General features: G+C 63.1%; 26 protein-coding genes and 1 pseudogene. 7 read left to right on the plus strand and 20 right to left on the minus strand.

Annotated elements, in window-relative coordinates; translation table 11 throughout:
- Window positions 1-62: 62 nt before the first annotated feature.
- The 10 genes from KMZ29_RS06560 to pqqA all read right to left on the minus strand — a co-directional run bounded on the left by KMZ29_RS06560 (window position 63) and on the right by pqqA (window position 10,061).
- Window positions 63-1,118 carry a 2-oxoacid:ferredoxin oxidoreductase subunit beta gene (locus KMZ29_RS06560; RefSeq protein ID WP_215622965.1) on the minus strand — a complete coding sequence of 352 codons (1,056 nt, stop codon included), beginning with the start codon at window positions 1,116-1,118 and terminating at the stop codon, window positions 63-65.
- The gene (locus KMZ29_RS06565) at window positions 1,115-2,962 is read right to left on the minus strand and encodes a 2-oxoacid:acceptor oxidoreductase subunit alpha (protein WP_215622966.1); all 1,848 of its coding nucleotides are present in this window, start codon (window positions 2,960-2,962) and stop codon (window positions 1,115-1,117) included. Before KMZ29_RS06565 ends, KMZ29_RS06560 begins: the two co-directional genes overlap by 4 nt.
- Entirely contained in the window at window positions 2,932-4,731 is a 1,800-nt protein-coding gene (locus tag KMZ29_RS06570; protein WP_215622967.1) for an FAD-dependent oxidoreductase, read from the minus strand. The genes KMZ29_RS06565 and KMZ29_RS06570 overlap by 31 nt, the downstream gene beginning before the upstream one ends.
- Window positions 4,732-4,959: 228 nt before the next feature.
- A complete protein-coding gene (locus KMZ29_RS06575; protein ID WP_215622968.1) occupies window positions 4,960-5,619 on the minus strand; it encodes a DUF4286 family protein in 660 nt (219 codons plus the stop codon).
- A 13-nt stretch (window positions 5,620-5,632) separates the two neighbouring features.
- Window positions 5,633-6,622: a prolyl aminopeptidase gene (gene pip, locus KMZ29_RS06580; protein WP_215622969.1), complete on the minus strand. Its 990-nt coding sequence runs from the start codon at window positions 6,620-6,622 to the stop codon at window positions 5,633-5,635.
- Entirely contained in the window at window positions 6,612-7,820 is a 1,209-nt protein-coding gene (gene pqqE, locus KMZ29_RS06585; protein WP_215622970.1) for a pyrroloquinoline quinone biosynthesis protein PqqE, read from the minus strand. Before pqqE ends, pip begins: the two co-directional genes overlap by 11 nt.
- Window positions 7,817-8,131, minus strand: coding sequence for a pyrroloquinoline quinone biosynthesis peptide chaperone PqqD (gene pqqD, locus KMZ29_RS06590; RefSeq protein WP_215622971.1), 315 nt, complete (start codon window positions 8,129-8,131; stop codon window positions 7,817-7,819). Before pqqD ends, pqqE begins: the two co-directional genes overlap by 4 nt.
- A gap of 12 nt (window positions 8,132-8,143) precedes the next feature.
- Window positions 8,144-8,908, minus strand: a complete 765-nt coding sequence (gene pqqC / locus KMZ29_RS06595; protein ID WP_215624169.1) for a pyrroloquinoline-quinone synthase PqqC — start codon at window positions 8,906-8,908, stop codon at window positions 8,144-8,146.
- A gap of 11 nt (window positions 8,909-8,919) precedes the next feature.
- Window positions 8,920-9,849 (minus strand): pyrroloquinoline quinone biosynthesis protein PqqB, encoded by a 930-nt coding sequence (pqqB, locus tag KMZ29_RS06600; protein WP_215622972.1) that lies wholly within the window; start codon window positions 9,847-9,849, stop codon window positions 8,920-8,922.
- A 131-nt stretch (window positions 9,850-9,980) separates the two neighbouring features.
- The gene (gene pqqA, locus KMZ29_RS06605; protein ID WP_012029362.1) at window positions 9,981-10,061 is read right to left on the minus strand and encodes a pyrroloquinoline quinone precursor peptide PqqA; all 81 of its coding nucleotides are present in this window, start codon (window positions 10,059-10,061) and stop codon (window positions 9,981-9,983) included.
- A gap of 302 nt (window positions 10,062-10,363) precedes the next feature.
- Between pqqA and KMZ29_RS06610 the strand changes: the two genes are divergently transcribed.
- From KMZ29_RS06610 to KMZ29_RS06630, 5 genes are all read left to right on the plus strand, one after another.
- Window positions 10,364-10,621: a DUF6894 family protein gene (locus tag KMZ29_RS06610; protein ID WP_215622973.1), complete on the plus strand. Its 258-nt coding sequence runs from the start codon at window positions 10,364-10,366 to the stop codon at window positions 10,619-10,621.
- A gap of 115 nt (window positions 10,622-10,736) precedes the next feature.
- Window positions 10,737-12,137 carry an amidase family protein gene (locus tag KMZ29_RS06615; protein ID WP_215622974.1) on the plus strand — a complete coding sequence of 467 codons (1,401 nt, stop codon included), beginning with the start codon at window positions 10,737-10,739 and terminating at the stop codon, window positions 12,135-12,137.
- A gap of 25 nt (window positions 12,138-12,162) precedes the next feature.
- Complete coding sequence (locus KMZ29_RS06620; RefSeq protein WP_215622975.1) at window positions 12,163-12,639, plus strand: glutathione peroxidase; 477 nt, start codon at window positions 12,163-12,165, stop codon at window positions 12,637-12,639.
- A 14-nt stretch (window positions 12,640-12,653) separates the two neighbouring features.
- Window positions 12,654-12,902 (plus strand): DUF3297 family protein, encoded by a 249-nt coding sequence (locus tag KMZ29_RS06625; RefSeq protein WP_369810082.1) that lies wholly within the window; start codon window positions 12,654-12,656, stop codon window positions 12,900-12,902.
- 132 nt (window positions 12,903-13,034) lie between these two features.
- Window positions 13,035-14,204 (plus strand): mandelate racemase/muconate lactonizing enzyme family protein, encoded by a 1,170-nt coding sequence (locus KMZ29_RS06630; protein ID WP_215622977.1) that lies wholly within the window; start codon window positions 13,035-13,037, stop codon window positions 14,202-14,204.
- A gap of 41 nt (window positions 14,205-14,245) precedes the next feature.
- On the opposite strand, the pseudogene KMZ29_RS26635 reads toward KMZ29_RS06630, so the two are convergent.
- The 6 genes and pseudogenes from KMZ29_RS26635 to KMZ29_RS06655 form a co-directional block, all read right to left on the minus strand.
- Window positions 14,246-14,509: pseudogene (locus KMZ29_RS26635) on the minus strand (GNAT family N-acetyltransferase); the annotation flags it as partial.
- A gap of 22 nt (window positions 14,510-14,531) precedes the next feature.
- Window positions 14,532-14,678: a hypothetical protein gene (locus KMZ29_RS26640; RefSeq protein ID WP_249779994.1), complete on the minus strand. Its 147-nt coding sequence runs from the start codon at window positions 14,676-14,678 to the stop codon at window positions 14,532-14,534.
- A gap of 9 nt (window positions 14,679-14,687) precedes the next feature.
- Window positions 14,688-14,918, minus strand: a complete 231-nt coding sequence (locus tag KMZ29_RS06640; protein WP_215622978.1) for a SelT/SelW/SelH family protein — start codon at window positions 14,916-14,918, stop codon at window positions 14,688-14,690.
- Window positions 14,919-14,946: 28 nt separating this feature from the next.
- Entirely contained in the window at window positions 14,947-15,864 is a 918-nt protein-coding gene (locus KMZ29_RS06645; protein ID WP_215622979.1) for a haloalkane dehalogenase, read from the minus strand.
- Window positions 15,861-16,454 carry a TetR/AcrR family transcriptional regulator gene (locus KMZ29_RS06650; protein WP_215622980.1) on the minus strand — a complete coding sequence of 198 codons (594 nt, stop codon included), beginning with the start codon at window positions 16,452-16,454 and terminating at the stop codon, window positions 15,861-15,863. Before KMZ29_RS06650 ends, KMZ29_RS06645 begins: the two co-directional genes overlap by 4 nt.
- 124 nt (window positions 16,455-16,578) lie before the next feature.
- On the minus strand, window positions 16,579-17,934 hold the full coding sequence (locus KMZ29_RS06655) for a malonyl-CoA decarboxylase (protein ID WP_215622981.1): 1,356 nt from the start codon (window positions 17,932-17,934) through the stop codon (window positions 16,579-16,581).
- A gap of 574 nt (window positions 17,935-18,508) precedes the next feature.
- Here KMZ29_RS06655 and greA point away from each other — a divergent pair.
- A complete protein-coding gene (greA, locus tag KMZ29_RS06660) occupies window positions 18,509-18,991 on the plus strand; it encodes a transcription elongation factor GreA (RefSeq protein WP_215622982.1) in 483 nt (160 codons plus the stop codon).
- Between the two features lie 297 nt (window positions 18,992-19,288).
- Here the strand turns inward: greA and KMZ29_RS06665 are convergent, their stop codons facing one another.
- Window positions 19,289-20,089 (minus strand): AraC family transcriptional regulator, encoded by an 801-nt coding sequence (locus KMZ29_RS06665; RefSeq protein ID WP_249779845.1) that lies wholly within the window; start codon window positions 20,087-20,089, stop codon window positions 19,289-19,291.
- Between the two features lie 61 nt (window positions 20,090-20,150).
- Between KMZ29_RS06665 and KMZ29_RS06670 the strand changes: the two genes are divergently transcribed.
- Window positions 20,151-21,329, plus strand: a complete 1,179-nt coding sequence (locus KMZ29_RS06670; RefSeq protein WP_215622984.1) for an MFS transporter — start codon at window positions 20,151-20,153, stop codon at window positions 21,327-21,329.
- Here the strand turns inward: KMZ29_RS06670 and KMZ29_RS06675 are convergent.
- The 3 genes from KMZ29_RS06675 to KMZ29_RS06685 are packed head-to-tail and all read right to left on the minus strand — an operon-like array spanning window position 21,301 to window position 24,559.
- A complete protein-coding gene (locus tag KMZ29_RS06675; protein WP_369810117.1) occupies window positions 21,301-21,669 on the minus strand; it encodes a VanZ family protein in 369 nt (122 codons plus the stop codon). The two genes, KMZ29_RS06670 and KMZ29_RS06675, sit on opposite strands and share 29 nt — an antisense overlap.
- A 24-nt stretch (window positions 21,670-21,693) precedes the next feature.
- Window positions 21,694-22,674, minus strand: coding sequence for a glycoside hydrolase family 26 protein (locus KMZ29_RS06680; protein WP_215622985.1), 981 nt, complete (start codon window positions 22,672-22,674; stop codon window positions 21,694-21,696).
- Window positions 22,661-24,559 (minus strand): acyltransferase family protein, encoded by a 1,899-nt coding sequence (locus KMZ29_RS06685; protein WP_215622986.1) that lies wholly within the window; start codon window positions 24,557-24,559, stop codon window positions 22,661-22,663. Before KMZ29_RS06685 ends, KMZ29_RS06680 begins: the two co-directional genes overlap by 14 nt.
- Window positions 24,560-24,561: the final 2 nt, after the last annotated feature.

The following is a 24,561-nucleotide window of genomic DNA, read 5'->3' on the forward strand; positions in this document are numbered from 1 at the left end:
ACACAGGGAATGTCGGCGGTTCGGGACCGGACAGCAGTCCTGCCGCGGCGTTGGACGACGCCCTAGCGCAGGCTGGCGTTGATCCTGTCGAGCGCGGTGGTGCCGGGGCAGAGGTCTTTTGCTTCAAGCGTGTTGAGCGGCGTTTCCACGGTATCGAGATGGCTGTGCAGGTCGTCCGACTCGGGATCGACGTACAATAGCCCGGTGACGATCTGGCCCTTGGCGGCGTGCTTCTGCAGGAACGTCATCGCCCCGACGCGATCATGCGCGTCGTAATCGGCATCGATCTTGCGTAGCGCGATCCTGGAGCCGTCGTGCTGCTCGACCACCTGCACCGTGCCCGGCGCGTAATCCACCGAGATCGGGTCGCGGCCGGTGATGACGTCGAGGCGGTTCACCGCATCGTTGTGTTCGCGCACATAGTCGAAGCTCTTGGTCGAGCCGGCGTGATTGTTGAAGGCGATGCAGGGGCTGATCACGTCGATGAACGCCGCGCCCTTGTGCTGGATCGCGGCGGCGATCAGCGGCACCAATTGGGTCTTGTCGCCGGAGAAGCCGCGCGCCACGAAGCTCGCGCCAAGTTGCAGCGCGATCGCCACCAGGTCGATGGCGTTGTCGGTATTGGTCACGCCCTTCTTGGACTTCGAGCCGCGGTCGGCGGTGGCCGAGAACTGGCCCTTGGTCAGACCGTAGACGCCGTTGTTCTCGACGATATAGGTCATGTTGACGCCGCGCCGGATCGAATGCGCGAACTGGCCGAAGCCGATCGAGGCCGAATCGCCGTCGCCGGAGACGCCGAGATAGATCAGGTCGCGGTTGGCGAGATTGGCGCCGGTCAGTACCGACGGCATCCGGCCGTGCACCGAATTGAAGCCGTGCGAATTGCCGAGGAAATAATCGGGCGTCTTCGAGGAGCAACCGATGCCGGAAATCTTGGCGACGCGATGCGGCTCGATCGACAGCTCGAAACAGGCCTCGATGATCGAAGCGGTGATCGAGTCATGGCCGCAGCCGGCGCACAGCGTCGAGATCTTGCCCTCGTAATCCCTGTGGGTGAAGCCGAGATCATTCTTGGGCAGGCCGGGATGATGGAATTTCGGCTTGGCGATATAGGTCATGACTTCACCTTGCGGAGCGGGGTCAGCTTGAGCTGGTCCTGATGGTCGCCGATCGCGCCGGCGATGAAGCGCGCGGTAATCGGCGTGCCATCGTAATGCAGGATCGGAACCAGCCGGACCGGATCGATGCCGTTCTCGTTGACGATCAGCGAGCGCAGCTGCGAGTCGCGGTTCTGCTCGACCACATAGACGAAGTCGTGGTCGGCGATGAAGCTCGCGACGCTGGAATGGAACGGGAAGGCGCGGATCCTCAAACGATCAAGCTGATGCCCGTTCGCCTCCAGCAGCCCGATCGCCTCGTCCATGGCCGGCGCGGTCGAGCCGAAATAGATCACGCCGTATTTGGTGGGCTTGGCGGCGTTGGCCTGCAGCGGCCGCGGCACCATGTCCTGGGCGGTCTCGAACTTGCGCACCAGCCGCTGCATGTTGTCGGCATAGACCGAGCCTTCCTCGGAGTAGCGCGCATAACGGTCGCGCGAAGTGCCGCGGGTAAAGTACGAGCCCTTGGTCGGGTGGGTGCCGGGATAGGTGCGGTAGGGGATGCCGTCGCCATCGACGTCGAGGTAGCGGCCGAAGTCGCGGCCGTCGTCGAGCATTTCGGCGGTCATTACCTTGCCGCGGTCATACTGCCTTGCGTCGTCCCACTTCAGCGGGCGGCACAGCCGGTGGTTCATGCCGATGTCGAGATCGAGCATGACGAAGATCGTGGTCTGCAGCCGCTCGGCGAGATCGAAGGCTTGCGCTGCGAATTCGAAGGCTTCGGCCGGGTCTTCCGGCAACAGCAGCACGTGCTTGGTGTCGCCGTGCGAGGCATAGGCGCAGGCGATAATGTCGCACTGCTGGGTGCGCGTCGGCATGCCGGTCGAGGGGCCGGCACGCTGCACGTTCATGATCACGGCCGGAATCTCGGCGAAATAGGACAGGCCGATGAACTCCGTCATCAGCGAGATGCCGGGGCCGGAGGTGGCGGTGAAGGCGCGGGCGCCGTTCCAGGACGCGCCGATCACGATGCCGATCGAGGCCAGTTCGTCCTCGCCCTGCACGATGGCGTATTTCGCCTTGCCGGTTTCGGGATCGTGCCGCAGCTTCTTGCAGTGGCTGGTGAAGGCGTCGGCAAGCGAAGACGACGGCGTGATCGGATACCAGGCGCAAACCGTGGCGCCGCCATAGACCGCGCCGAGGGCTGCTGCGTTGTTGCCTTCGATGAAGATGCGGTCGCCGACCTTGTCGGCCTTCTTGATGCGCAGGCCGATCGGACATTTCAGGTTCTGCAGCGCCCAGTCGCGGCCGAGATGCAGCGCGTGGACGTTCGATGACAAGAGCTTTTCCTTGCCCTTGTACTGCTCGCCGATCAGCTGCTCGACCAGCTTCGGGTCCATGTCGAGAAGGGCGCAGAGCGCGCCGAGATAGATGATGTTCTTGAACAGCTGGCGCTGGCGCGGGTCGGTATAGGTCGAGTTGGTGATGGCGGTCAGCGGCACGCCGATCACGGTGATGTCGGCGCGGAATTTCGACGCCGGCATCGGCTTGGTCGAATCGTAGAACAGGTAGCCGCCGGGCTCGATCGAGGCGAGGTCCTTGTCCCAGGTCTGCGGGTTCATCGCCACCATCATGTCGACGCCGCCACGGGCGCCGAGATGACCGTCCTCGGTGACCCGCACCTCGTACCAGGTCGGCAGGCCCTGGATGTTGGAGGGAAAGATGTTGCGCGGCGACACCGGCACGCCGTGGCGCAGGATCGAGCGCGCGAACATTTCGTTGGCGCTCGCCGAGCCCGAGCCGTTGACGTTGGCGAAGCGGACGACGAAGTCGTTTACGCTGCTGATCGGGCTTTGGACGGGCATGATGAACCTGCGTGTGTCATATCGATGAGGTATTTCTGCATGTCCCAGGCGCCGGTGGGACAGCGTTCGGCGCACAGCCCGCAATGCAGGCAGACGTCCTCGTCCTTGACCATGACGCGGCCGGTCTTGAGACCGTCGGCGACGTAGAGGTTTTGGTCCGGATGCAGCGAAGGCGCTTTCAGCCGCGCCCGCAGATCGGCTTCCTCGCCGTTTGGCGTGAAGGTGATGCAGTCCATCGGGCAGATATCGACGCAGGCGTCGCATTCGATGCACAAGGGAGCTGCGAAGACGGTCTGGACGTCGCAATTCAGGCAGCGGTGCGCCTCGCCGAGCGCCAGCTTGACGTCATAGCCGAGTTCGACTTCGGCGCGGATGTCCTGCAGCGCGATGACCTTGTCGCGATGCGGCACCTTGTAACGCTTGTCGGGGGAAATGTCGTTGTCGTAGCTCCACTCGTGGATGCCCATCTTCTGCGAGGAGACATGCACTTCCGGCAGCGGACGCTCGGTGATGTCCTCGCCCGAGAGCAGCCTGTGGATCGAGAGCGCGGCGTCGTGGCCATGCGCTACCGCCCAGATGATGTTCTTGGGACCGAAGGCGGCGTCGCCGCCGAAGAACACCTTCGGATTGGTCGATCCCATGGTCTTGGCGTCGACCTTGGGCATGTTCCATTTGTCGAATTCGACGCCGCAGTCGCGCTCGATCCAGGGGAACGCGTTCTCCTGGCCGACCGCGACCAGCACGTCGTCGCAGGGAATGGTCTGGTCAGGTTCGCCTGATGGCACCAGGTTGCGGCGGCCGCCTGCGTCGTACTCCGCCTTCACCTTCTGGAAGGTGACGCCGGTGAGCTTGCCGTTGTCGTGGGTGAAGGCGATCGGCACCATGAAGTTGAGGATCGGAATGTCCTCGTGCAGGGCGTCTTCCTTCTCCCAGGGAGAGGCCTTCATTTCCTCGAAGCCGGAACGCACGATCACCTTGACGTCCTCGCCGCCGAGACGGCGCGCGGTGCGGCAGCAGTCCATCGCGGTGTTGCCGCCGCCGAGCACGATCACGCGCTTGCCGATCGTGCTGGTGTGCTCGAACGAGACCGAAGCCAGCCATTCGATGCCGATATGGATATGGCTGGCGGCCTCCTTGCGGCCGGGAATGTCGAGTTCGCGGCCGCGCGGCGCGCCGGAGCCGACGAAGATGGCGTCGTAGTTCTCACCGAGCAGCTTCTTCAGGCTGTCGATGCGCTGGCCGCCCCTGAACTCGATGCCGAGGTTGAGGATGTAGCTGGTTTCCTCGTCGATCACCGAATCCGGCAGCCGGAACTTCGGAATCTGCGTCCGCATCATGCCGCCGGCCTTGGGGTCCTGGTCGAACACGGTGCAGTGATAGCCGAGCGGCGCGAGGTCGCGGGCCACCGTCAGCGAGGCGGGGCCGCCGCCGACGATCGCGATGCGCTTGCCGTTCTTCGCCGACGGCCGCGGCATGCGGCCCTTGACGTCGTCCTTGAAGTCGGCGGCGACGCGCTTCAGCCGGCAGATCGCCACCGGCGTCTCCTCGACGCGGCCGCGGCGGCAGGCGGGCTCGCACGGACGATCGCAGGTGCGTCCCAGAATTCCGGGAAACACATTCGATTTCCAGTTGATCATGTAGGCGTCGCTGTAGCGGCCTTCAGCAATCAAGCGGATGTATTCTGGAACTGGCGTATGCGCGGGACAGGCCCATTGGCAGTCGACTACCTTGTGAAAGTAGTCCGGCGCCGAGATATCAGTCGGTTTCATTCCTACCTTGTCCGCGCAATTTCAAGGAAGGCGCGGCCTTATCTTTGCCCGCGAACGCTCAGCCGGCGTTCTTGTGGTTTTCGAATTGGATCATAGGCTTACCTTATTAGAGCCATTCCAGAGCGTGCACAAAGGCAAATTTATCTCATCTCCAGCTTTCATGGCTGGGCCGCCATAACGTTAGTGTCATCGTGTGCTATGTCGCGGTGCAGCATGTGCAGCGCAGCGCTAAATGTCGCTTTTCGCGAGGTCCCACATCAAATTGTAGACGCCGCTCGTGATCACCAGCGGTTTGCACGCGGCATTGCCGGCGATGCGCGCGGCAGCCGCCGGGATCGCATTCACATCCGTGGCATCGATCAGCACGAACCAGTCGCCGGCGCCGGGATTGGTGGCCGAGGGATCATCGGTGATGGGCCGTGACAGTGCCGGATCGCACTCGATCAGATGCATCGAGATGATGCCGTCGAGCGCATGCGGATCGAACTGGTTCCGCAACGCGCTGCGCAGTCCATCCATATCGCCGGTTGGGCGGAGGCGGATGATGCCGAGCGCGGCGCCTCGGCCCTGACCGCAGCTGATGGTGATGCGTGCCACCGCGCGGATCATGTTCTTGAAACGGGCGATGTTGGTCTTCGACCAGTCGGTCTGGTTGGCCAGCGCGGTGCGATAGGCCGGGCTGTCGAGCACATCGAAGGTGGCGGTGGAATAGAGGCTGAGATATTTCGGCTTGCCGTCATGCGCGACATAGCGCCGGGCCTCGAGGAAGCCGGGAATCGCGACGCGCTCTTTGAGATGCTCGCGGTCGTACCAGCGGTTGAACTCGGCTTCATCGGACGGATCGATGTCCATCGATGTCAGCAGCATTCCCTTTCCGGCGAGAGGCATGTTCGGATCGTCCCTATCGATTGATTTTGGAAGCAAGGTCCGAGATCGCCTTCATCACGGCGTCCCTGACGCCGGGATCATACAGCGAGTGGCCGGCGCCCTCGACGAGACGCACTTCGGCTTCGGGCCATGCCGCGGCGAGCGCATGCGAGGTTGCCGGCGGGCACAGCAGATCATAGCGGCCTTGCACGATGATCCCGGGAATCCCCTTGAGCTTGCCGGCCTGATCGAGAAGCTGATCGGGCTGCATGAAGCAATCGTTGCGAAAATAATGCGCTTCCATGAACGGCGTCGCAGGGAGGGCGCGGGACGAATTCAGCGACGCCAGATCGAGCCGGACGCGATTTGGAGCGTGTTCGGAGAGGATGCGTTCGGTCTCGCCCCAGGCGCGGGCGGCAGGGCCGTGGATGGCCGGATCGGAATCGAGAATACGGCGGAAGTAGGCATCCAGCGGTTGCGCCCGTTCTTCGGGCGGCAGCACGCTGAGGAAATCTTCGGAGAGACCGGGATGCAGGCGTGGCAGCGCATCGAGGAAGGCGCTTTCGAGTTCGCCTCGGGTGCCGAGAAAGGTCGCGCGCAGTACGATGCCTGTCACCCGATCGGGGTGCGTCTCGGCATAGGCCAGCGCCAGCGTCGCGCCCCAGGAGCCGCCGACGATCATCCAGCGTCGAAAGCCGAATTTCTCGCGGATCATTTCCATATCCGCAATCAGATGCGGCAGCGTGTTGTCGTCGCGGCGGCCCTTGGGACGGCTTCGCCCGGCGCCGCGCTGATCGAACAGCACGGCGTGAAAGCGTTCCGGGTCGAACAGCCGGCGGTGATCGGGCTGGTAGCCGCTGCCGGGCCCGCCATGCAGATAGACCGCCGGAATGCCGTCGACCCGGCCGACGGTCTCGACATGGATCTCGTGGCCATCGCCGACCGGCAGCAGTTCCGATGTCAGCGGTGCGAAGGGATCGGAGCGGTGGCCGCGTGCCTTGCCCGCGCCGGCGTCAGGCGCCATGGCCGCCGCCCGTCTCGGGCGTTCCCCCGGCGAAATTACGATAGATGAAGCGGTCGTTGCCGGCCGCGGCCTCCAGTTCGGCCTGCTTGAAGATATGCTCATGTATCGGCGACAGCGTGCAGGCCGGGTCGGTATTGCCGGCGTCGCCCGACAGCGCGAAGGCCTGGCAGCGGCAGCCGCCGAAATCGATCTCCCGGAACTCACAGCTCTTGCACGGCTCCTTCATCCAGCCGGTGCCGCGATAGCGGTTGAAGGCTTCGGAATTCTGCCAGATCCAGGCGATCGAATGATTCGACCGCACCGACAGGAATTCCAGCCCGGTGATGGATTCGGCGGCGTGGCAGGGCAGGATCTTGCCTGATGGAGAAATGTTGAAGAACTGCCGGCCCCAGCCGCCCATGCATTTCTTCGGCCGCAGCGCGTAATAGTCCGGCACCACATAGTCGATGGCGAGAATGCCCTTCAGTCGCGCCTGGGCTTCCTCGACGATGCGGCTGGTCTCCTCGATCTGCGCGGGCGTCGGCATCAGCGCCGTGCGGTTCTTCAGCGCCCAGCCGTAATACTGCACGTTGGCGACCTCGAGCCGGTCGGCATCGAGATCGACCGCCATCTGGATAATGTCGGACAACTGATACAGGTTCTGCCGGTGCATCACCGCATTGACGGTGAGCGGCAAATCGAGTTCGCGCGTCCACTTCGCAACTTTGAGCTTCTTCTCATGCGCGTGTTTGAAGCCGGCCACCCGATCGGCGACCACAGGCTCGTTGCCCTGAAAACTGATCTGCACGTGGCACAGCCCGGCGCCCGCCAGCGCGGAAAGCCTTTCGCGTGTCAGCAGCACGGCCGAGGTGATGAGATTGGAGTACAGCCCGACATCGCTGGCGTGCTGCACCAGTTCGACCAAGTCCTTGCGCGCGGTGGGTTCGCCGCCGGAGAAATGAATCTGCAGCACGCCGATGTCGGCGAGTTCGGTGAGAACCTTCTTCCATTCCTCGGTCGTCAGCTCGCTGCCGCCGCGGTCGAGTTCGATCGGGTTGGAGCAATAGGGGCACTGCAGCGGACAACGATGCGTCAGCTCGGCGAGCACTGCGAGCGGAATTCCAAAAGCCTCCGCCGTCGAGCCGCGCGCCTCCAGCACCGCGAGCCCGTCGGAGGGGTCGCTCGCGATCACATGGGCGTCGGTCAGCGTCGGGCTCATGACGTCTTCTCGCGTGCTTCGGTGAGGAATCCCTTGTCGGCGAGGTCCTGCAGCATGGCGATGACGTCGGCCGAGATCGCGGCGCGCTCGGCGGAGTATTTGGCCGCGAGCTGGTCGACCATGCCGGCGACGCTGCGAACGCCGTCGCAAAGTTGCAGCACTTCCACCGCGATCTCGTCCGGCGCCAGCACGCGCTCCGGTGCCAGGATGACCCAGACCTGCCGCGTCTCATCGAATCTCAGCCTGGCGTGCCGCGGCAATACCGGCTGGCTCGCCTCGCTGACACTGATGTTGCGGCTGCGGCCTGCCATCGCTGATTGCCTCTATTTGTCCTTGGGAACAAACGCGCCCGGCGGAATGTGACCGTCGACATAGGCATGATACAGCGCGTCGAGCTGAACCCATAGCACATTGGTCTTGAAGATCAGCGCATTGCAGACCAACTCGCGTTCCGCCGGCGTGGTCGCATGCTGCCTGACGTAGGCGAGCGCGAAATTGGCATCGCGCGGCGCCTGCGTCAGGCGCCGGCTGAAATAGCTCATGATATCAGGGTTGACGAAATCGTAATGCGCCAGCATGCCTGCGATGCGTTCTTCATGCAGGTTCGGCGCGAACAGTTCCGTCAGCGAGGAGGCGATGGCCTCCAGCGGGCTCTTGTCGCGGACGAAATGCACATAGGCCTCTACCGCAAAGCGCGTCGCGGGAAGAATGCCTTCGGTGGATTCGACGTAGGCGTTGTCGAGCCCCAGCCCCTCGGTCAGCTTCAGCCAGCGCTCGATGCCGCCTTCGGTGCCGAGATCGCCGTCATGGTCCTCGATCCGGTGCCGCCATTCCAGCCGGATGCCGCGGTCGCGAAAGCGCGAGATCACCACCGCGTCCTTGATGGGAATGGTGCTCTGGTAATAATAGCGGTTCAGCGCCCAGGCCTGCACCTGACCCTTGTTCAGTTTGCCGCCGTGCAGCAGCCGGTGAAACGGATGCAGATTGTGATAGCGGGTGGCTCCGATCTGGCGGAGCGTGGCTTCGAGTTCCTCGGCGCTGTTCAGCGGCGCGCTGCCGGCGAGCGAAAAGGCCGTCATCCCGTTCAGGTTCATCGCGTTCACAGCGTAATCTCCGTTCCATCGGCGGGGATCTGCCAGCCCGCGCGCTCGGCTTGCTGGCGCTCGGCGGAATCGCGCAGCAGCGCCGGGTTGGAGTTGTTGATATGCAGAAACACTTTCCGGCCGATACCGAGGCCGGACAAGGCTTCGATCGCGCCGCTATCGCCTGACATTGCAATATGTCCCATGGCTTGTCCGGTCTTGCTGCCCAGCCCCGCCGCGATCAACTCGTCGTCGCGCCACACCGTGCCATCGAAGAAGATCAGCGGCGCCCCGGCAAGCCGGGATTTGAGGTCGTCGGTGACATCGGCGCAGGCGGCGAGAAAATAGAAGTATTTGCCCGAAACCTTGTCGGCGATGCGAAGCCCGAGCGTGTCGCCCGTACCGTCGTCTCCGCCCGGGTGAACCTTGCCTTCCAGATACCACGCACCCTTGCCGGCCACGGCGAATGGCAAAATCTCGATGCCGGACGGCGCGCCGCCGGGCAATGCCGGTTCGAAGGCCTGGTCCGGATCGATCGGCTGGCGCCGCACGTTGTTCTCGGCCAGCACGTTGAAGATGCTGTTGGACTTCAGGATCGCAAGCACTTTCTCGTGGGCATAGATCGTAAACGGCGAGCCTTCCCGCATCGACAGCAGACCGGCGACCGCATCGATTTCGCCGTTGGTCAGGATCACGCCCAAAATCGGGCTGTGACGAAGCTGTCCAGCCTTGGGATGCAGCTGCGGGGTCGCGATCAGTTGCTGGCGCAGATCGGGCGATGCATTGACCAGAAACCAGTGCTCGTCATCGGCGCTGATCGCAATCGAGGCCTGGGTGCTTTGAAGTTCGGGATTCTCGGTTCGGGCTTTTCGGCAAACCCGACATCCGCAATTCCACTGCGGAACGCCACCACCCGCCGCGGCGCCCAGGACGACGATGCGAAGCATGATTCGTCTCCTGGCAATTCCAACACTTCTACAAAGTTTCGAAGGTGGACACCGCGACGTTCACGATCCCGCCTTGGGAACGTATCACGCCCGGAGGTCCACCTTACGTCAAACGAAACCGTCGTAGCCGCTTACTTCCGGGCGGCGCACGCATACATGTTGATTTCCATGCCGACCGGCACTTCGACGATCTTCGGGGCTTTCCAGGCCATTTGGTTCTCCTTGTCAGATCGGACGATTTCCGCCCTCATCGTTAAACCTACTGCGGAAAGAAAAGTTCGCCAGCGAAATCTTTTGCCACACAACCGCGGCGCTATTTTTGTTGCAACGCAAAAGGAAATCACCGGATTGTGCAGGCCAGTGTCAAAACAATGTGGGATCAACGGGTTCAAAGTCGCGCGCATCGGCTTTAGATGGGGGCTCGGCCTGAGGTCGCTGGCGGCCTTCGGATAAATAACTTGTGAAATATCCCGGGTTTCGGCTGGAGCCCTCAACGGAAAGTGGTTTGGGCCCAATGCCCCGGTATTTTTTCAACACCCGTATCGGCGACGAGTTGATCGAAGATCCCGAAGGCGAGGAACTGCGCGATCCCGATCGCGCCTGGGAAATGGCGCGGGCCATGATCCGGGAGTTGCTGAAGCTCGAAGGCGCGGAGGGCGGCCTGCTCAATGCGATCCTCGAAGTGACCGACGACCAGGGCGAGATCGTGCTGGAGTTTCCGTTCACCGAGGCGATCCTCGACGGGCCGGAAAGCGCTCCCACCAGACACTGACGTTACCCGGCGTCAGTCCTGTTTGCGCTGACACCCTCCTTGGAATGATGACCGTCGGCGGGTCGACAACCATTGCCGCGCAGCGCTACAAGCGATCGAGCAAATGGAGTTGATAATGGAAGATCTCTGGCGTCTGTCGGCCGCTGATGTCGCGGCACTGGTAAGATCGAAGAAGATATCGGCGAAGGAGGCGGCCTCGGCGGCACTTGCCCGGCTCGACGCGGTCAATCCCAAGATCAACGCCGTGGTCGACCATCGGCCGGCGGAGGTGCTGGCGCAGGCCGCCGCCATCGATGCGGCGATCGCGCGCAACGAAGACCCAGGTCCACTGGCGGGTGTGCCGGTCACCGTCAAGGTCAATATCGACCAAGAAGGGTTTGCGACCACCAACGGCCTCAAGCTGCAGCGCGATGCCATCGCGAAAACCAACAGCCCCGTGGTCGACAATCTGCGCAAGGCCGGCGCCGTCATTCTCGGACGCACCAATTGCCCAGCATTCTCGTACCGCTGGTTCACCACCAACCTGATCCATGGCGACACCAAGAACCCGCGCGACGCGAGCGTCACGCCCGGTGGCTCATCCGGCGGGGCTGGGGCGGCGGTCGCCGCCGGCATCGGCCATATCGCGCACGGCACCGATATCGCCGGATCGATCCGCTATCCGGCCTATGCCTGCGGCGTGCATGGCCTGCGCCCGACCGTCGGGCGCATCGCGGCCTTCAATGCGGCGCTGCCCGAGCGTCCGATCGGACCGCAGATATCAGCGGTATCGGGTCCGCTCGCGCGCACCATCGGCGATGTCAGGATCGCGCTGGCGGCGATGTCGGGCAAGGACGCGCGCGACCCCTGGTGGGTGCCGGCGCCGCTGGAGGGCCCGGCGATGCCGAAGCGCGCCGCGCTGTGTCTCAATCCCGACGGGCTCGATCCGGTGGCGGAAGTCAAAGTCGCCGTCGCCGATGCCGGTAAGCGGCTGGAGCGTGCGGGCTGGGTGGTCGAACAGATCGAGACGCTGCCGCCGCTGCGCGAGGCTGCGGAACTTCAGACCAAGCTGTGGCTCGGCGACGGCTTTGAAGCACAACTGGCCGCGGCCGAGCGCGAAGGCGATCCCGGCGCGCTCGCCTGCCTGCGCGGCAGCCGGTCCAAGGTTTTCCCATTCGACGTCGACACTCTGTCGAAAGTGCTGACGCGGCGTGCCACGCTGATGCGCGAATGGTTGCAGTTCTTCGAGAAATACGCCGTCCTGTTGATGCCAGTGTCCGGTGAATTGCCGTTCCCCGACGGGCTCGATATGCGCGATGACGCGTCTTTTGCCCGCGTCTGGCACGCGCAGCTGACGCAAATCGCCATTCCCTTCATGGGGCTGCCGGGGCTGACCGTGTCAACGGGGCTGGTGGGCCGCATTCCGGTCGGCGTGCAGGTCGTCTCAGGCCGCTATCGCGAGGATCTGTGCCTCGCTGCCGGCGAGGCGATCGAGGCCGGCGGGACCCCATCGGCGGCGATCGATCCCGCAGGCTGATGGCTGTTTCAGACGAAAGAACCTGATGGCTGGCGTTCATGATTTCACGGCAAAGTCGCTCGCCGGCGAGGACATTTCGCTCAAGCGGTTCGAGGGCCAGGTTCTCCTGATCGTCAATACCGCGAGCAAGTGCGGCTTCACCCCGCAATACAGGGGTCTCGAGGCGCTGCAACAGGCGTTCGGTCCGCGCGGCTTTTCGGTGCTGGGCTTTCCGTGCAATCAGTTCGGCGGCCAGGAGCCGGGCGACGCCGCGCAGATCGGAGAGTTCTGCACCGACAACTACGCCGTCACCTTTCCAATGTTTGCCAAGATCGACGTCAACGGCAATAACGCCCACCCGCTGTTCAACTATCTGAAGAGCGAGAAATCCGGCCTGCTCGGCCCGTCGATCAAGTGGAATTTCACCAAATTCCTGGTCGATCGTTCCGGCAAGGTCGTCGCGCGGCATGCGCCGACGGCGACGCCGGAAGGACTGATGAAGGAAATCGAGGCGCTGCTATGAACGAGAAAGATCAAATGGCCGATCAACTGCCCGACCGCCTGTCGACCGATCCGAGGAGCCCTTACTACAACGAAGAGGTGCTCGCGCGCGACGTCGGGATCCGCTTCAAGGGCGTCGAGAAGACCAATGTCGAGGAATATTGCGTCAGCGAGGGCTGGGTGCGGGTGACCGCGGGCAACGCCAAGGACCGCTACGGCAATCCGCTGACGATCAAGGTCCACGGCCCGGTCGAGCCGTATTTCCGGGACAAGGCCCCGTCCTGACGCTGTGCTTCGTCATTGCGAGGAGCGTTAGCGACGAAGCAATCCAAATCCACTCTTCCGCTTTGTGGCGCAGTATGGATTGCTTCGCTTCGCTCGCAATGACGGGGTAGGCCCCTTCCGAAAGCCCAACGCATGTCCGTCCGCATCACTGACATCAGAGAGATCACCAAGCCGATCTCCTCGCCCATTCGCAACGCCTATATCGACTTCACTAAAATGACGACCAGCCTGGTCGCTGTCGTCACCGATGTGGTGCGCGACGGCAAGCCGGTGGTCGGTTACGGCTTCAATTCCAACGGCCGCTACGGGCAGGGCGGATTGATCCGCGAGCGTTTTGCGCCTCGCCTGATGGAGGCCGATCCCAGGACCTTGCTCGATGAAGAAGGCCGCAATCTCGATCCGGACAGGGTCTGGGTGACGCTGATGTCGAACGAGAAGCCGGGCGGCCACGGCGAGCGCTCGGTCGCGGTCGGCACCATCGACATGGCGGTGTGGGATGCGGTGGCGAAGATCGCCGGCAAGCCGCTGTTCCGGCTGCTTGCCGAGCATCACGGCCGCAAGGCGAATCCGCGCGTGTTCGTCTATGCCGCCGGCGGCTATTATTATCCCGGCAAGGGCCTGTCGATGCTGCGCGGCGAGATGCGCAGCTATCTCGACCGCGGCTACAATGTCGTCAAGATGAAGATCGGCGGCGCGCCGATTGCGGAAGACCGCACACGCATCGAGGCTGTGCTCGAGGAGATCGGCAACGAGGCGCAGCTTGCAGTCGACGCCAACGGCCGCTTCGATCTGGAGACCGCGGTCGCCTACGCCAAGATGTTGCGCGACTATCCGCTGTTCTGGTACGAGGAGGCCGGCGATCCCCTCGATTTCCAGCTGCAGGCGGCGCTGGCGGAATTCTATCCAGGTCCGATGGCGACCGGCGAGAATCTCTTCAGCCATCAGGATGCGCGCAATCTGCTTCGTTACGGCGGCATGCGGCAGGACCGGGACTGGCTGCAGTTCGACTGCGCACTGTCCTACGGTCTCTGCGAATATCAGCGCACGCTGAAGGTGCTGGAGACCTGCGGCTGGTCCGCGAGCCGCTGCATTCCCCATGGCGGCCACCAGATGTCGCTCAATATCGCGGCCGGCCTCGGCCTCGGCGGCAATGAGAGCTATCCCGACCTGTTCCAACCCTATGGCGGCTTCCCGGACGGCGTGCGCGTCGAGAACGGTCACATCACCATGCCTGATCTGCCGGGTATCGGGTTTGAGGGAAAATCCGATCTCTACGCGGAGATGAAGGCGCTGGCGGCCTGACGTGTCGGTCAGGACCCTCCCGGGTGTGGAGCCCGACAAGATCAAGGTTCGAACAAATAGCCTCGCTCAAGCGCGGACTCGCGATCTCTGAAGATTGCCATTGCTGTCTTCATCCGCAAGAATCCGAGCTTCGCATAGAACGGCTCGCGGCCTGGGACTGAATAGAGGATTATCTTCGCGTGCGATTGCGACTGTGTGACGAGCCTGGCGACGATCTCTTTTCCTAGTCCAATTCCCTGATGACTCGGCGAGACCGCAATGTCGCAGAGATAGGCGCAATCACGACCATCCGCCAGGACCCGGCCCGCACCAACAAGCCGGTTTCCGTCAGAGGCAAAGCAAAAAAAATCTGCTGTTGCCGAAGACGATTTCCAGGTCGGTTGCGTTCTTGTCTCCGAGCGGCGCCGCGCGATAGACAGCCGCAAGCTCCTGCCAATCGACGCCGACTCGACTGTTGCTCCAGGTGATCGTCATTGCATGACCTCACCTTGCGCCCTGCGCGCGGACCGCTGTGACGATCTCGGCGGCGTCCGGAAAATGGCCCTTCAGGCGCCGGGCCACGGTCTTGCCACCGACCGATACTTCGAACACGCCACCCTTGCCGGGCACGAGGTCTGCAACAATTCCAAGCTGCCGCTGCAGCGCCATCGCAACCTCCTTGGCGCGCTTCTCATAGCCGCAGGGACGACAATAGATGATGGATACGTCCGTCATGATGACCTCCTCGTACTGGCTTCAGCGTTCACGCCGCGGCAGGCAATACAGAAATCGCTCGGGCGGCTTCGATTCCCGCGATCCATCCTGTAAGCGTGCGACCTATTGCATCAGGATGATCCTCCTGCAGGTAGTGCAGTCCGGATCCGAGATTCATCACGCTGCAATGCCGCAGCGAAGCGGCAAATTCGCGCCCGAACGCCGGCGAAACGAGTGCCCCGGGCTCGCCGGTGAACAACAGCTTCGGATATTGCGCGGTCTTTAGCGCTGCGTGAGCAGTCTCAAGCATTGCGTGAACGTCCGAAGGCTCGCCCGCTATCGGGAGTTCGCGCGGCAGGGCAAGAACTGGCTTGCGGCTTTCTGCCGTGGGGAATGGCGCACGGTAGGCGGCAAGTTCGTCATCGGCGAGCTTTCGAACGATCGAGCCCGGCAGCACACGTTCGACGAACGCGTTGGCCTCGAGCACCATCTGCTCGCCGACGCCCGGCGTCCGGAATTTCCTGAACGTCTCCCGTGCAACCGCTGTCTGATGGAAGTCCTCCCATGAGGCCATTGGGCGGATGAACTCCATGAAGGCGAGGCCACGCACGAAATTTGGCCTGCGTGCGGCGAGATGGAAGGCGAGCGCAGTGCCCCAGTCTTGCGCCACCAGATAGGCAGATTGAACGCCGAGGCTGTCGACGAATGCGTCGAGGTAGCGCGCGTGGTCGGCAAACCGGTAGTCCAGGTCTGGGCGTCCTGATTGTCCAAATCCGACAAGGTCCGGGGCAATGCAATGCCCCACCGACTCGACAAACGGGATGATGTTTCGCCAGATGTAGGAGGAGGTTGGGTTGCCGTGCAGGAACAGCACGACAGGCGCGCTGGCCGCACCGGCTTCACGAAACGCCATCGTGGTGCCGAGTACCTCGCGCGTGCTCACTTCGATCTCCAAACGGTTGGTCATTGCTCCACCTCTTTCAGGACAGTTGAAAAAACGATCGACTTGAAGCGCTCGAGTGAGGCCGGGCTGCGCTCGACCTTCATGCGCAGGATGGCCCCCTGCCAGGACGTGAGCAGAAACTCGGCCAGGTCGTTCGGATTGAACGCGTCGTCGATTTCGCGCCCTGCTTGGGCCTCAGCAATGCAGGCGGCAAACGGGGTGCGCCACTCCTGAAAAATCTCGTCCAGCCGGGCACGGAGCGCCTCGCTGCTGGTCGAGGTCTCAAGGCTCAGGTCGCCGATCAGGCAGCCGCGGCTCCAATTGTCGCCTTCCAGCCTGCCGGTGATGATGTCGAGATAGCGCCTTAAGCGTTGGCGCGGCGTCAGCGACTTGTCATTCAGCGCTTGGGCCACGCATTCTTTGACATGTGCGAAATAGCGGTCGAGCACCTCGCGCGCGAACGCCTCCTTGCTGCGGAAGTGGTTGGTGAATGAGCCCTGGGGCGCGCCCGCCGCGGCGGCAATGTCGCGCACGCTTGTGCCGTTGTAGCCGGTGCGGAACATCGTCTTGAGGCCGGCATCGAGAATTGTGTCTTTGAGAGATGGCTTTGGCATAAGTGATATAATACGTACGTACGTATTAAAGTCAACCGCAGATTTTTGTTTGGAATGAGTACCCCACCATGCCGATCTGGTCTGATTGCCCGACGCCCGATCCGGTCGCGCCGGTTTCGGCCGGCTACGACAGCCGCATATCCAGCAGCCGCCGGCCTTCGGTCTTCAGCAATTTCTTCACCGCGCTGGAAGCGGCGACCTCGCCCTGGTTGGCGTAGGCCTCGTGGTTCTTTTCGATATCCTCGAGGCGATAGAGATAGTTGACCATGATCCCGGCGGATTCGCGCAGGCCCTTCGGCGAGAGATCGCCGAGCCAGTCGATCCGCTCCAGCCGCGCGCCGTTGCCGAGATGGAATCGCGCCACCGAATCGATCAGCCGGCCCTTCGGCGTGCGCGCTTTCAGGAAGTAATAGGCCGCGAGCGGCTCCAGCACCGCGCGCAGTTTTGAAGCCAGTTCCGCATCCTCGAACCAGTCGGGCTTGTCGAGACTTTCCAGCAGCGCCCGCTCCTCGTCGGTGACCGGAACGTCGTTTCCCTGCTTCAGCCACGTGACAAAACCCGGCACCGGCGACAGCGTCACGAAGTTCTCGAGCTTCGGCAGTTCGCGCCGCAATTCCTCGACCACCTGCTTGATCAGGAAGCTGCCGAACGAGATGCCGCCGAGCCCGCGCTGGGTGTTGGAGATCGAATAGAACACCGCGGTGCGGGCGCGCTCGACCGGCACCAGCGGCCGGTCTTTGGCGAGCAGCGGCGCGATCGCGGCGGGAATCGCTTCGGTCAGCGCCACCTCGACGAAGATCAGGGGCTCGTCGACCAAAGCGGGATGGAAGAAGGCGTAGCAGCGCCGGTCGACAGGATCGATGCGGCGGCGCAGATCGTCCCAGTCGCGGATCTCATGCACTGCCTCGTAGCGGATGATCTGTTCCAGAATGTTCGCTGGCGTCTGCCAATCGATTCTGCGCAGCACGAGAAATCCCCTGTTGAACCAAGAAGACAAAAGATGCACGGCGTCGCGGTCGACCGCGGCGAGATCCTTGTGCCCATTCATGAGGCGGAGCAGATCGGCGCGCAGCGCCACCAGTTCGCTGGTGCCGCCGGGCGCGCGGTTCAGCCGCCGGATCAGTTCCTGCCGCCGCGGCTCCGACGCAAAGTGCAGGTCGCTGGCGTCCTCGTCGGAGGGTTGGCTGCGCCAGGCCTCGATCGCCTGTGCAAGCCGTTCCCGGTCCGGGCCGTAATCGCGGGCCAGGGTTTCGAAGAACGAAAGCCGGCCGGCCTCGTCGAGGTTGCGATAGCGGTCGAGAACCTCGCGCGCCATCGCGGTGCCGGAAGCCTCGCCGCGGCCCGACAGCAGCGCCTCGCACAGCTGGGCCAGCTCGGAGACGTCCTGTTTCGCGTCCGAGGACCCTGCGCGGCGCAGCAGGGTGCGGCCGCGCTCGGAAATCGAGGCGAGGAGGTCGGAAAAGAAGGCGTTGCTGCTCATGGGCACCGGTCGAATCCAGATCAGGCGGAATGCTACAGGAGAATTATGTCGGAAGGGATCACAATCAAGCGGGAGAGACTGAGCAAAAAGGCATCATGTTGCCACGGCGGCGGTGCGAGCGATGACCGCATTGGCCGGCAAATCTCACATGCTGAAACCAGAACCCGGGATGAAGCGGCCTCATGGCTCAAGACCCGCGGTGACCGGCGGATTCCTAAAAGTGATTTGCCCGACATGTTAAGCGATTTATTTCGAGTCCGGGGCTTGACCCCGCATTTTCAGGATCGGAGTTGATTTGCCCCGTCGTTGTGTCGCGGGTTTCCGAAGGGGGTGGCAACCCCAAACCAAAAATATCGAAAACAACCCCATGCACAGTAGGCGGCAGCCGTTAGGGCGGGTTAGCGAAGCCCAACCCGCCGGCACGAAAAAGACAGGATGGCGGATTACGCTGAAATCCGCCCTACCGATTCCTCTTCGGAAGGGGGGCTCTCACCGCCATGATGCGACAGCGCAAAGGGGCCGGGCGTGATATCGTCGAAGGCAGTTCCAACATGTTGATCGAAGGACCCCGGGCTTGAGCGTTGCCTTCACCAAGGAAGACAGTGCCGAAACGGCTTCTGAAACGCTGCTGCCGGACCGCCCGGTTTCACCTCATCCGAACCTCGTGACGGAAGCGGGATTGAAGGCTCTGGAGTTTCACCTCCAGCAGGCTCGTGAGGCCTACGAGACCGCGCAGAAAATCGAAGACGTCAACGAAAGACGGCGGCAAGCCGCGGGCCCCTTGCGGGACGCGCGCTACTTCGCGGCGAGAGTTCGGACGGCTCAGGTCATCGCCGACCCTGCGTCAACCGACACGGTGGCCTTTGGGAGCACGGTGGTTTTCAGGCGCGACGATGGGCGCATCCAGAAATATCGGATCGTGGGAGAGGACGAAGCGGACCCCAAGGCCGGTTCTATTTCCTTTGTATCTCCCGTGGCGAGGTCCCTGATGGGGAAGGCGGTTGGGGATGTCGTCGGCGCATCTGGTCAGGAGCTTGAGATTATTGCGATCTCGTAGGGCGCAGGCAACCTAGTGCCGTCATTGCCTGCGACAAACGCAAAGCGTTTGCGCAAGGGAGCACTTGCGACGAAGCAATCCATTTTTCTTGTCGCCTCACGAAAGCTGGATTGCTTCGCTGCGCTCGCAATGACGGCGGATTACGTTATCGCTAGTCCGCCCTACGGGCTGATTGTCATTGCCGGGCTTGACCCGGCAATCCATCCTCTTCGAAACGACTCTTGATGAAGCATGATGGATACGCGGGTCAAGCCCGCGTATGACGATCTCGTTTGGAGCGGCATTAGTGCTCACGCCTCATTCCTTTTCCGCAAACTCCGTCGGCGTCTTTCCCGTGACCTGCCGGAACGCATGCGAAAAGGCCGGCACGCTGGCGTAGCCGAGATCGGAGGCGAGTTGCTTGACCGAGACGTTGGCGTCGACGGAAAGTTTTTCGATCGCAGCCGCGATGCGCGCGCGCTGGCACCAGCTCTTGAAGCTCAACTGCGTCTCCGACGAAAACAGCCGCGACAGCGTCCGCGCCGAGGTCCCGACCGCGCGCGCCAGCGTCTCGATCTCGTGCAGGCCGGTAGGGTCGCCGAGCACGATGTCGGCGGCGCGGCGGCAGCGCGGCTCGTGCGGCAATGGGATGAAGGTGGTGGAGTCCTCGGCCTGATGCAGTTCGAGCATGGCGAGCTTGACCAGAAGCCCGGTACGAACAGGGTCGTTGCGGCCGTCGAACAGCGCCAGGATGGCTTGGTGCAGCAGCGGCGAGACCCGCACTACGAATTCGGCATCGAGGCCGGCGCTGCGGTCCTCCCGCTCGAGCCACGCCAGATCGAAATAAAGCGTCCGCATGTCGGCATCCGCCAGCATGTCGATGGCGTGTTCAAGCCGCGCGGGCACCCATACCGCGCGGTCCGGCGGCACCAGCCAGCGTCCCTTCGGCGTGGTGACCTGCATGGTGCCGCGGGCTGCGTACACCAGTTGCGCCTCGCGGTGCATATGGGTGTCGAGCCGGACGCCCTTACGGTAGTGGTTCGCAATCATGTGGACGCCGTCGCCGGTCGAGATACGGCGCCCCTTGATCCCTGCAATTGGCTTTTCGGCGATATTCATTGGCCACATCCCGTCAGCCCGACCACGTATAACCTATTTCAGGAAACAGCGGGATTCGCCAATGAACAGCCCGAGCCGGGTGATCGGCTTCGTCAACGCCGCGCACTTCATCGACCATTATTCGATGCTGATCTTTGCCGCCGCTGTCATCGTGATGGGGCCGGCGCTCGGCATGGCCTATTCGGAGCTGCTGCCTTACGCGACGCCGGGCTTCGTCGCCTTCGGCGCCGGCTCGCTCTTGACCGGCTGGCTCGGCGACCGCTGGAGCCGCCGCCACATGATGGTGATCTTCTTTGCCGGGATCGGCCTGTCGATGATCGCGGTCGGCCTGGTGCAGACCCCGCTGCAGCTCGGCGCGGCGCTGTTGTCGATCGGCCTGTTCGCGTCGATCTACCATCCGGTCGGCACCGCCATGATCGTGTCCTATGCCGACCGGCTCGGCCGCGAGATGGGGCTGAACGGCGTCTGGGGCAATCTCGGCGTGGCGTCGTCGGCGCTGGTCACCGGCGCGATCGGCCAGTATCTCGGCTGGCGCTGGGCTTTTGTCATTCCCGGCATCGTCACCATTCTGATCGGCGTCGCGTTTGCGCGGATGGTGGTCCACGAGGACCGCTCCGGCTTCAAGCAGGCGGCGGCGCAGGCGCGGGTGGCGAAGAAGGACATGTGGCGGGTGATCCTGGCGCTGTTCATCGTGGTGATCGCGATTTCCACCACCTTCAACGCGGTGACGGTGGCGCTGCCGAAGCTGTTCGCGGAACGGCTCGCCGACATGACCAGCAGCCCGGCGCTGCTCGGGGTGATCGCGGCCTGCGTCTATGTGTTCGGCGCGATGACGCAATATACCATCGGCAAGCTGATCGACCGCTACTCGCTGAAGGCCATCTCGATGCCGCTGTCCCTGCTGCTGGCGCCGTTTTTGTATCTGGCGGCGACGCTGTCGAACCTGCCGCTGATCCTGGCTTCGATCGGCATCGTGATGGGCGCGTTCGGCCAGGTCACCGTCAACGACGCCATGGTCGGTAAATACACCAGCGAGGAATGGCGCAGCAGAGCCTATTCGGTGCGTTATTTCCTCGGCTTCACCGCGGCCGGCGCTTCGGTCGGCCTGGTGGCGTGGCTGTACGAGCAGGGCGGTTTCGTCACCATGCTGCATGCCTTCGGCGGGCTGTGTTTGCTGGTGATCGCCGCCGCCATCATCCTGCCGACGGAGATCAAGGTGCCGGCGACCAGCGCGAATTGACGGTGCCGGCCGCGAAGGCGATTGCGTAGCCGACGGCGGCGCCGATCGCGGCGCCCAGCGATTTGAACTCCACATCGCGCAGGCTCGGATGGCGGCCGGCGGCGATGAACTGGAGCGGCTCGAATAGCGCCGCCGCCAGCGACAGCGCCAGCACGATCAGCCAGAGTTTCCTGGGATAGGCCGCGGCAAACAGCGCGCCCACGGCAGCCATCGCGCAGAAGCGCTCGATGTTTGGCGACAATCCCGTGGTGGGGCGGAAGCCGATCGGTACGATCGTGACCAGGAGAACGATCGCAATCGAGAGCCAGGCCGCGCCCCTGATAACCCGCCGCATATTCATCACGCTGCAGTCCTTCACATCGGCTCAGCGCCTGAAAAGCTTACGGAAAAGCTTTTGCGACTTGGGAAACCGGTTGTTGTCGATCTGGGTCGGCCATAATCCGTCGACGTCGAAATAGGCCGCATAGGCGATGCCGTCCTGATTGTTCCGGAACCAGTCATGCATCTGCTGGATGAAGAAGGGGTTGTCGCCGAACTGGCCGACGCCCCATTCCGGGTAGCTCATGCGCTTGCCGTGCCGGGCGGCAAAGTCGCGCTGCCATTGCAGGCCGAATGGCGCTTTCAGATAATAAGCGTCCCAGCGCTCCTGCGGCGATCCCTGATATTTGAAATCGTAGACATCGAGACCGATGTAATCGACCACGTCGTCGCCGGGATAAGCGAGGTCGGCGGCGAGTTCCTGCGGGCCCCATCCCGGGCACCAGTCGTATTTGAAGCCGTCCGAATGGCGCCTGAAGATTCCGACCACGCGCCGGAAGGCCGCGATGTAGTCGGTCTCCTGGCCCTTGGCGAACCATGGGGAGTCGACGAGATTCATCTCCCAGCCGAGCCGGATGATCGCTTTTGGCTGGGCCTCGGCAATCGCTTTCGCCGCGGCCTCGAACTCGGCGTCGTGCAGGCCGTTGGCGATCTCCGCGAGCGGCGTTCCCTTCACCGTCAGCGGAACCGACCAGACCACGTTTCGCGCCGGGTTGAGCTTGTTCCACATCCCCGGCACCCAGCTCAATTTGAAGAAATCCTCCCAGGTCGATTGGGCGTAGAAATCGACGCCGAGCACCGACGACGGCGTCTGGTTCAGCCATTTTTCCCAGGCCTGCAGCATGCGTTCGCGGCCGTCGGGCCCCCAGTTGACGAAGGCGCCGGCAAGTTTGGCGGAGTTCGAGGCGTTGCGCGCGGCATCGTTCGCGCCATGGGCCGGAGCGGTGCCGCCCAGCGCCAAAACCGCAGCGCCGATTGCCGGGTAGAGAAGCGCCCGCGCCGCGCGCGCGCGCTCAGTTCGAAACATCGTCGGCCCTCGCCAGTTTGTCGATAAAGGCGGTTGAGAGCCTTCGCCCCACCACCACCGATCCCTTCGCCGTGAGATGACCCGCGTCGAACTGCAAGGGAATGTCGCCCTCCGCGAATTCGTCGCAGACGCCGTTGCGGCACACGGAATCATAGACCGAAACGTAAGCCGCGCCCTCGGCCGCGACGACCCGCCGCATCGCCTGGTCGCGCTCCAGAACCCCGGCCTTGCGCATGGTTCCGGCGACCGCCGGATTGTTTTGCAGGATTTCATCGGCGAGCAGCCGCGGCAGCGCGCTGTCATATTCGACGATCGGCCCGAGTACGGTGACCTCGAACCCCCTCGATTTCAGTATCCTGAGCGTGGCCGACAGGATCGGCAGATCCTCGTCCTTCCATGACGCGGCGAGCAGAATCTTGTCGACCTTGTTGTTGACGAGGAAGTTGCCAAAGACAAAGTCCATCAGCCTCCGGCAAGATGGCGTGTCATGCCGCGAGCCGGGCTGTACGGCCGGCCGGCACAGGCTGGCGGTGGCCTGCAATACGTTGACTTCCGGCATCGATGAAGACAGACCGAACCAGAGATGGGCGGCGTGGCTGTCGCCGACCAGAAGGTAATTCGGCCGCATGGCGTCCAGCTTCATGCAGGCCGGCGTATCGAAATGCTGGCGGCTCGACGCCAGATAGCACTGCCCGGACCGAAACGCGGCCGAGGGATCGTAGGCGAGATAGGAGGCGATCGACACCACCCGCTCGGGAAAGCGGAACGGCGCGCCGCCGACGAACAGCACGAGGCCACAAAATGCTATAGCCGAGGCCACCGCGGTAGTGGCCATGCCGAAGACTGCGGCCTTGGAGGTTTCGCGAGCCTTCGAGCGGAACGGCGTCTCGACGAATTTCCACGACAGGAAGGCGATGCCGGTCGAGGCCGCGATCAGCGCAAGCTTGGTGACGATGCCGGATGAGTCGGCAAGCAGCAGCCCGTCGGTGCGCTGAAATACGATCAGCGGCCAATGCCACAGATACAGCGAGTAGGAGATCAGGCCGACGAAGGCGACCGGCCGCAGCGACAATAGCCGTCCAACCGTCGAAACGCCGCTTTCGCTGGAGGCAATCACCAGGGTGGCGCCGACGCTGGCGAGCGCTGTCATCAAGAGCAACGGAGCCGAGGGCGAACCAACGAGTATCGCGCCGAGCAAAAGCAGGATCCCGCCGGCGCCGCAGACAGTTTTCCAGAATGAGGTCCTGGGCGCCGGAATGAATCCAATCGACAGCAGCGCACCGAGCGCCAGCTCCCAGGCCCGAAACGGCGTGAGATAGAACACGAAGGTGGTGTTGCGATAGCTGATCGCGAGCGCCGCGGCAAAGGACGCCGTGGCGGCGACGGCAAACAGCAGCCTCGCGCGTTTCGGCGCGACGCGCCAGGCGAGCAACATCAGCAAGGGAACGATCAGGTAGAACTGCTCTTCGACTCCGAGCGACCAGGTATGCAACAGCGGCTTGGTCTCGGCGGGCGCGTCGAAATACCCGGCGGTGCCCGCGAAGTAGATATTCGAAATCGAACCGGCTGCGCTGGCGAGGCTCCGGGCATAATCTTCGAGCTCGACCGGCAGGCAGTAGACATAGGCCAGAATGCTGGTGACCAGGAACATGACGAACAGCGCGGGCAGGATGCGCAGCGCCCGGCGCTTGTAGAAACTCCCGAGCGAGAACGTTTCCTTGCGGATGTCCGCATCGATCATGCCGCAGATCAGATAGCCGGAGATCACGAAGAAGATATCGACGCCGACGAAGCCGCCGGGGAAACCGGGAACGCCGGCGTGGTAGAGAACGACTGGAACGACGGCAAGCGCCCGCAGGCCGTCGATATCGGCGCGATATTTCATGA

It is taken from the genome of Bradyrhizobium sediminis, from assembly GCF_018736085.1.
GTDB lineage: Bacteria > Pseudomonadota > Alphaproteobacteria > Rhizobiales > Xanthobacteraceae > Bradyrhizobium > Bradyrhizobium sediminis.

Coding starts and splice junctions, on each gene's coding strand:
- KMZ29_RS06560 (WP_215622965.1), bottom strand. CDS start 1,118: ATGACCTATATCGCCAAGCCGAAATTCCATCATCCCGGCCTGCCCAAG.
- KMZ29_RS06565 (WP_215622966.1), bottom strand. CDS start 2,962: ATGCCCGTCCAAAGCCCGATCAGCAGCGTAAACGACTTCGTCGTCCGC.
- KMZ29_RS06570 (WP_215622967.1), bottom strand. CDS start 4,731: ATGAAACCGACTGATATCTCGGCGCCGGACTACTTTCACAAGGTAGTC.
- KMZ29_RS06575 (WP_215622968.1), bottom strand. CDS start 5,619: ATGCCTCTCGCCGGAAAGGGAATGCTGCTGACATCGATGGACATCGAT.
- pip (WP_215622969.1), bottom strand. CDS start 6,622: ATGGCGCCTGACGCCGGCGCGGGCAAGGCACGCGGCCACCGCTCCGAT.
- pqqE (WP_215622970.1), bottom strand. CDS start 7,820: ATGAGCCCGACGCTGACCGACGCCCATGTGATCGCGAGCGACCCCTCC.
- pqqD (WP_215622971.1), bottom strand. CDS start 8,131: ATGGCAGGCCGCAGCCGCAACATCAGTGTCAGCGAGGCGAGCCAGCCG.
- pqqB (WP_215622972.1), bottom strand. CDS start 9,849: ATGCTTCGCATCGTCGTCCTGGGCGCCGCGGCGGGTGGTGGCGTTCCG.
- pqqA (WP_012029362.1), bottom strand. CDS start 10,061: ATGGCCTGGAAAGCCCCGAAGATCGTCGAAGTGCCGGTCGGCATGGAA.
- KMZ29_RS06610 (WP_215622973.1), top strand. CDS start 10,364: ATGCCCCGGTATTTTTTCAACACCCGTATCGGCGACGAGTTGATCGAA.
- KMZ29_RS06615 (WP_215622974.1), top strand. CDS start 10,737: ATGGAAGATCTCTGGCGTCTGTCGGCCGCTGATGTCGCGGCACTGGTA.
- KMZ29_RS06620 (WP_215622975.1), top strand. CDS start 12,163: ATGGCTGGCGTTCATGATTTCACGGCAAAGTCGCTCGCCGGCGAGGAC.
- KMZ29_RS06625 (WP_369810082.1), top strand. CDS start 12,654: ATGGCCGATCAACTGCCCGACCGCCTGTCGACCGATCCGAGGAGCCCT.
- KMZ29_RS06630 (WP_215622977.1), top strand. CDS start 13,035: ATGTCCGTCCGCATCACTGACATCAGAGAGATCACCAAGCCGATCTCC.
- KMZ29_RS26640 (WP_249779994.1), bottom strand. CDS start 14,678: ATGACGATCACCTGGAGCAACAGTCGAGTCGGCGTCGATTGGCAGGAG.
- KMZ29_RS06640 (WP_215622978.1), bottom strand. CDS start 14,918: ATGACGGACGTATCCATCATCTATTGTCGTCCCTGCGGCTATGAGAAG.
- KMZ29_RS06645 (WP_215622979.1), bottom strand. CDS start 15,864: ATGACCAACCGTTTGGAGATCGAAGTGAGCACGCGCGAGGTACTCGGC.
- KMZ29_RS06650 (WP_215622980.1), bottom strand. CDS start 16,454: ATGCCAAAGCCATCTCTCAAAGACACAATTCTCGATGCCGGCCTCAAG.
- KMZ29_RS06655 (WP_215622981.1), bottom strand. CDS start 17,934: ATGAGCAGCAACGCCTTCTTTTCCGACCTCCTCGCCTCGATTTCCGAG.
- KMZ29_RS06665 (WP_249779845.1), bottom strand. CDS start 20,089: ATGAATATCGCCGAAAAGCCAATTGCAGGGATCAAGGGGCGCCGTATC.
- KMZ29_RS06670 (WP_215622984.1), top strand. CDS start 20,151: ATGAACAGCCCGAGCCGGGTGATCGGCTTCGTCAACGCCGCGCACTTC.
- KMZ29_RS06675 (WP_369810117.1), bottom strand. CDS start 21,669: ATGAATATGCGGCGGGTTATCAGGGGCGCGGCCTGGCTCTCGATTGCG.
- KMZ29_RS06680 (WP_215622985.1), bottom strand. CDS start 22,674: ATGTTTCGAACTGAGCGCGCGCGCGCGGCGCGGGCGCTTCTCTACCCG.
- KMZ29_RS06685 (WP_215622986.1), bottom strand. CDS start 24,559: ATGAAATATCGCGCCGATATCGACGGCCTGCGGGCGCTTGCCGTCGTT.